This is a genomic window from Bacillus sp. FJAT-27245, assembly GCF_001273955.1.
Classification (GTDB): Bacteria; Bacillota; Bacilli; order Bacillales; family Cytobacillaceae; genus Bacillus_D.
In genome coordinates, this window is record NZ_LIGI01000003.1 from 1 (window position 1) to 6,365 (window position 6,365).

Genomic DNA, 6,365 nt, shown 5'->3' on the forward strand with positions numbered 1-6,365 from the left:
TCATCAAGACCGTTTCACCTTGGTTTCTTCACCGAAACGGTCTTTAGAACCCTCATCAAGACCGTTTCACACCGGTTTCTTCACCGAAACGGTCTTTAGATTGCCAAAAGCCAATCTTTTTAACAGCCGGAAGACGAATCCCATTTGAGATTCGCCTCCCCAACTCACTTATCCAAACAAAACAGGTTTAGCCCCTCAATTCCTTGATGCGCGCTTCAACAATCGCACGCTTTTCGGAGTAATCCCGTTCCTTGGCACGTTCTTCTTCAATCACGCTTGCAGGTGCTTTTTTAACGAAGCCTTCGTTGCCAAGCTTCTTCTGGACCCTCTCAACCTCTTTATCGAGGCGCGCCTTTTCTTTTTCAAGACGGGCGATTTCTTCCTCGATATTGATGAGCCCTTCAAGCGGAAGAATGATTTCAACGCCTGTGATTACGGCTGTCATCGCCTTGTCAGGAGTGGCGATGTCCGTTCCCATCTGAAGCTCTTCAGGGTTACAGAAGCGCTCGATGTAGGCGCGGTTCTTTTCAACCATATTAAGGATCGTTTCATCCTTCGCCTTAACGAGCATCTTGATCTTTTTGCTTAAAGGCGTGTTCACTTCGGCGCGGATATTTCGTACAGAGCGAATCATCTCAACAAGCAGCTTCATTTCAGCAGCGGCTTCCTCATCCGTCAGCGAAGCATCAGCTTTTGGCCAGGCCGCAGTCGTAATCGATTCTCCTTTGTGCGGAAGGTGCTGCCAGATTTCTTCCGTGATGAACGGCATGAATGGATGCATCAGCCTCATCGTATTATCGAGAACGTATGCCAAAATCGAACGGGTCGTCTTTTTGGCAGCTTCGTCATCGCCATACAAAGGAAGCTTCGCCATTTCGATATACCAGTCACAGAAATCATCCCAAATGAAATTGTAAAGCGCGCGGCCGACTTCGCCGAATTCATAGCGCTCGGACAGGCGGGTTACCGTTTCAATCGTTTCATTCAGCCTAGTCAAAATCCACTTATCAGCAGTCGACTTCTCGCCACTCAAATCGATTTCCTCATATTTAAGGCCGTTCATATTCATCAAGGCGAAACGGGAAGCATTCCAAATCTTGTTCGCGAAGTTCCACGTCGCTTCAACCTTCTCAGTGCTATAGCGGAGATCCTGGCCTGGCGAGCTTCCCGTTGAAAGGAAGTACCTTAAGGAATCGGCGCCATACTGGGAAATCACATCCATCGGGTCGACGCCATTACCGAGCGATTTACTCATCTTGCGGCCTTCCGCGTCACGAACGAGTCCGTGAATGAGGACATCCCTGAACGGGCGCTCCCCTGTAAACTCAAGGCTTTGGAAAATCATCCTCGATACCCAGAAGCCAATAATGTCATAACCTGTTACAAGTACATCGGTCGGGAAGTAACGCTTGTAGTCAGCTGCATCCTCATTCGGCCAGCCCATCGTCGAAAATGGCCATAGCGCCGAACTGAACCATGTATCAAGTACGTCATTGTCCTGCTTCCAGTTTTCCTCATCCGCAGGGGCATTTTCGCCTACATACACCTCGCCTGTTTCCTTATGGTACCAGGCAGGAATCCGGTGGCCCCACCATAGCTGCCGTGAAATGCACCAGTCGCGGGTGTTTTCCATCCAGCGCAAATAGTTTGTTTCAAAGCGCTCCGGAACAAAATTGACCTTGTTTTCCTTCTGCTGAAGGGCAATCGCTTCATCCGCAAGAGGCTGCATTTTTACAAACCATTGGGTAGAAAGATAAGGTTCTACGACAGCGCCGCTCCGCTCGGAATGGCCAACCGAATGCAGGTGGTCTTCAATTTTGAAAAGAACGCCTTGCTCCTGAAGGTCCTTGACAATCTGCTTGCGGCATTCAAAACGGTCCAATCCGTTGTACTTGCCGGCGCGCGCGTTCATCGTGCCATCTTCGTTCATGACAAGGACTCGCTCAAGGTTATGGCGGTTGCCGATTTCAAAATCGTTCGGGTCGTGCGCAGGCGTAATTTTAACAGCGCCGGAACCAAACTCCATATCAACGTAATCGTCGCCAACGATCGGAATCTCACGGCCGACAATCGGGAGAATCACGGTTTTGCCGATAAGATGCTTGTAGCGGTCGTCTTCCGGATGGACGGCAACCGCGGTATCGCCGAGCATTGTTTCCGGGCGGGTCGTCGCAATCTCGATGTGGTCGGAACCATCTGCCAGCGGGTACTTCATGTGGTAAAACGCGCCCTGGACATCCTTGTGGATAACCTCGATATCGGACAAGGCTGTCTTTGTGGCCGGGTCCCAGTTGATGATGTACTCGCCGCGGTAAATCAGGCCTTTTTCATAAAGGGCAACGAAAACCTTTTTAACCGCATCGGAAAGCCCTTCATCCAATGTGAAGCGCTCGCGGCTGTAGTCAAGGCCAAGGCCCAGCTTTGCCCACTGCTGGCGGATATGGCCGGCATACTCTTCTTTCCAGCGCCACGTTTCCTCAACGAACTTTTCACGGCCAAGGTCATAACGGGTTTTCCCCTCATTGCGCAGCTTTTCCTCAACCTTCGCCTGCGTCGCGATCCCGGCATGATCCATCCCCGGCAGCCACAGAACGTCAAAGCCCTGCATCCTCTTCATGCGGGTGATGATGTCCTGGAGCGTCGTATCCCACGCATGGCCAAGGTGCAGCTTCCCGGTAACGTTCGGCGGCGGGATAACTACCGTATACGGCTCCTTCGTTTCATCGTCCTTCGCCTCGAAAAATTTCCCGTTCACCCACCAATCATAGCGTCCCTGCTCGATCGACTGCGGGTCATATTTCGTCGGCATGCTGATTTCATTTTGATCCATCGTAATTCCTCCTTGATATACTCTTAAAACGGGGGGCGCGATTAACGCTGCCTCCGCTTTTCCTTGGCTAGCTTCAGCGAGCAGCGCCTAGTGTACTTCGGTCCCCTCGCTACGATAAGTCAACATCGATTCACTACGTTCATCGTGTTTCCTTTATCTCCTTCGGGGCCCTCCAGTCCATACGTCGCTAACCGCTCGCCTCCGCTTTTCCAATAAAAAAACTCCATTCATCCAATAAAAGGACGAATGGAGTGCGCTCGCGGTACCACCTTTTTTCCGGCACAAAATAAACATGCCGGCACTTGATTGAATAACGGAGTCGATCCGTCTCCCACTACCAGGCGCTCAGGCCATTCGCGGAAGAAGCTCAAGGGTGACATTCCAATGGGCTGCCTGGGAAACCTTTCAGCTCGTAAATTTCCCTCTCTGGAAAGCAACTGGGCATCGTACTCTTCCCTGTCAAAGCTTTTTGCTATGAATTTATATATTATACTACCCAAAAAGAAGGCGTCACGTCAATCAGGATACCCACTTTTTTTCGATTTTACCCCCTTTTTTGAAAAATGGGCCAACACATTCTGGGCTCCTCCAGCATATAATGATGTACCATGCACCGGGAGGGATGTTCCGTGAGACGATTCAACCGATTTAGATATCCTCCGTGGCTCAGGACGATTCGGGCAGTGGCAGCACAGTTCTGCATCCCGTTTTCCATTTTCCAGGGAATCAGGACGATCATCTTCCCTACTACATTAGATGTGCTTTTGCTGGCAATTCTTATTTTGCTCGCTACTGCTATATATCTGGACATATTTTAAGGAGCCCTCGTGACTGGTTACTCACTGGGCTCCTTCTTTTGCTGTCTGCTGCGCGCGGTCGATTTCCGCGAGCCTCATGACCACATATTCTGTATTTTTAAGACGCCAATATTCTTTTAAAAGTTTTCTTGAGGACCTGAATTCATTTTTCGCCCCACGCCTGTAGAAATACGCCTCCGCCACTTTTGTAATTTGAAGCGGGTGGGAAAGGTAGCTGTAAAACAGCAGCTTCTCATCCGGTTTCAACGGAAAGTATTTGAAGTAATGCGTTACCCATTCGACCGCCTCTTCGCTCCTCCGCGGCTGCGTTTCAAGCATCCGCGACATGAATGGAAGCAGGTCATGCGTAGGCGAACCATACCCGGACTGCTCAAAGTTTATAAAATAACCTTGCCCCGTTTCATTGTAAACGAAATGCTCCGGAGACAATTTTCCATGGGTGATGACCATCCGTGCCTTTTCGAGATCCTTGCTCTCTTCCTTCCATGCTTCAAGCTTTTCCTTTGAAAACCTTAGAGCCTGGGAGATTTCACTATAATACAGGCAGAATTGCAGTTCGACCGGTGACATATAAACCTTTTTTTCGCATTGTTCGACGAATCCATCCAGGAACTCCTGGTTTTTTTCATACTGGGCGATCATTTTATCAAAATGCTCCTGCCGCATTTCCTTCCCGACTTTGACTTCGCGGGCCGACAGCGTATGAAGCCTTGCTAGTTCGCGGACCATTTGCAAATTCCGGTTATCAAGCCCGTCCTTTATATCATTCGGAAGCCAGGGCATGAGGTAGTAAAGCTTTTGCCCGTCTAGAATCCCATAGCGCCCGTCCATCGCCGGATAAATCGGCACAATCCGGTTGTAGCCTCGCTGGTACAAGTCGTGGACATACCGGATAAAATCGATCCCTTCTCGTGCATCGATCGATTTCAGGGCAAACGTCCCTTTGTTGCTATAAACCTTCTTGATTTTGCCATAATCCTCCACATAATAGGGATTGAGCATGTATGGCTGCAGGATTTCGGCGAATTCCTTCAAGCGGTTATTTTCATTCATTGGAATTCAGCTCGCTTTTTGGAGAGTCCTCCATTTTAAAACAAACAGAGAGCGAGTGTGCGCCCGCTCAACTGCATGTAGTTGCCTATTTATTGCCGGCTTTTTGGCTGGTCGGGGTGTAAACCGTCCACCCACTCAACTGCCCTGGTAGTTTTTTTCGTTTTTCCAAACCGGTTGCGTGTAAACCGTCCACCCGCACTACTTCTAATGGACAATTACTTTTTCGCCAGTACGAGAGGAATATATAAAACCTGCCCTTCATACACATCCTGGTTCAGGTCAAGGCGGTTGTAGCGAAGAAGATTCTGAATGGACACGGCATACCTGTCGGAAATCCGATCCAGTGTATCCCCCTTCTGGACGATGCAAACTTTAAGCTTTGCCTGCTCCTCCCCTTCATCCTTCCGCGCGAAAAACTCAGTGAGCGACATGCTCTTTTTCTTGCCCTTCTTCTTTTTCACCGGTTCCTGCACGGCTGACGAAGATTCAACTTCCTCGGCGGCATGCTCGGCTTCCGCTTCCATATGTTCTTCTCCGGCGTATTCCTGCACCTCCTGCTGGTCCGGCTGCTGGTGGTGCCCACCCGGCACTGCATTCATATCCAGATGGTCTTCGCTCCGTGCCGGATTGAATGGAAGAACTCCATGGAACTGATTCCAATACGACGGGAATGGGAATGTCGAAAAAGCGGCGGGATTATCAGCTGAATCATCCTCGGGAATCCGCCTCGCTTCCGCTTCGAAAATCAACTCCTCCTCGGGGACTTCCCCGGGGTATCCGGCATATTCTTCTTCATATTCTTCCTCATATTCCGCTTCATCCTCATCCTGCACACTTTCAAACACCCGGTCCGTGAGCGCGATCTCTTCCGGCTCATCCCCCGCATCCTCTTCCACCACGGAACTCTGGCCGTCGTAAATCCCGCTGATGATCAAGTCCGCGGTCAACTTCATACAGCTTCTTTCTGTAAAGTAATAATCGAACGAGTCCACGATAACATCAATATCATAAATGCTCGCAATTCGGTTTACAGGAATGGTAATGTCAACCGGAAAGCGGTGGGCAAATTCGCAAAGCCCCTCTTCCCTTTGCCCGACTGACTGGACATATCTCAAGCCAGGTGCTCCCTCGGAATCTTCCTCAAGGCCGCCCGATTGGCAAACATATTCCCCTGACAAATCCAGCGCGCCGCGAATGTTGACATACTGGTCATTTTCCTGGATCGTAATATCCGGGCTCAAAGAAATCGATACAAGTTCATCGACTTCCTGTCCTTTCCGAAACCACAAGGATTCCTCCAAAGAAAACCGTAAAGACGATTGCTTCTCCTGGGACAAAGCGACTCCTCCTTTCGTGTCCTTCTAAAAAAATCACCATGTCACTTACACTTTATGAGTCCCGGAAAGGCTTTATGATAAAAAATCAGCTTTGTAAGAGATGATTGGGTATGTTTATCAGCAATGGGATATGCTTTTATCAGCATTCAAAGGGGGGTTATCAGTAAACGTGGACTGTTTTTCAGTAAACGATGGGGGGTTTATCAGTAAACGTAGGGGGTCATCAGTAAACGAAGGGTTTATCAGCAAAAGAAGGGTTTATCAGCAAAAGAAGGGTTTATCAGCAAAAGAAGGGTTTATCAGCAAAAGAAGGGTTTATCAGCAAAA

5 protein-coding genes and 1 other annotated feature are annotated in these 6,365 nt (G+C 49.3%); of the genes, 2 read left to right on the forward strand and 3 right to left on the reverse strand.

Going from position 1 to position 6,365, the window contains the following annotated elements:
- Positions 1 to 187 precede the first annotated feature (187 nt).
- Positions 188 to 2,830: a valine--tRNA ligase gene (locus ADU24_RS22345; protein ID WP_053369060.1), complete on the reverse strand. Its 2,643-nt coding sequence runs from the start codon at positions 2,828 to 2,830 to the stop codon at positions 188 to 190.
- 235 nt (positions 2,831 to 3,065) lie between these two features.
- Positions 3,066 to 3,302 (reverse strand) — a binding site (T-box leader).
- Positions 3,303 to 3,459: 157 nt separating this feature from the next.
- Between ADU24_RS22345 and ADU24_RS22355 the strand changes: the two genes are divergently transcribed.
- Positions 3,460 to 3,648, forward strand: coding sequence for a hypothetical protein (locus ADU24_RS22355; protein ID WP_053369062.1), 189 nt, complete (start codon positions 3,460 to 3,462; stop codon positions 3,646 to 3,648).
- A 21-nt stretch (positions 3,649 to 3,669) separates the two neighbouring features.
- Here the strand turns inward: ADU24_RS22355 and ysxE are convergent, their stop codons facing one another.
- Entirely contained in the window at positions 3,670 to 4,701 is a 1,032-nt protein-coding gene (ysxE, locus tag ADU24_RS22360) for a spore coat protein YsxE (RefSeq protein ID WP_053369063.1), read from the reverse strand.
- 215 nt (positions 4,702 to 4,916) lie between these two features.
- Positions 4,917 to 6,038, reverse strand: a complete 1,122-nt coding sequence (spoVID, locus tag ADU24_RS22365) for a stage VI sporulation protein D (protein WP_053369064.1) — start codon at positions 6,036 to 6,038, stop codon at positions 4,917 to 4,919.
- A gap of 100 nt (positions 6,039 to 6,138) precedes the next feature.
- On the opposite strand from spoVID, the gene ADU24_RS23610 reads away from it, so the two are divergent.
- On the forward strand, positions 6,139 to 6,365 hold a 227-nt coding region (locus tag ADU24_RS23610), incomplete at its 3' end, for a hypothetical protein (protein WP_231689714.1).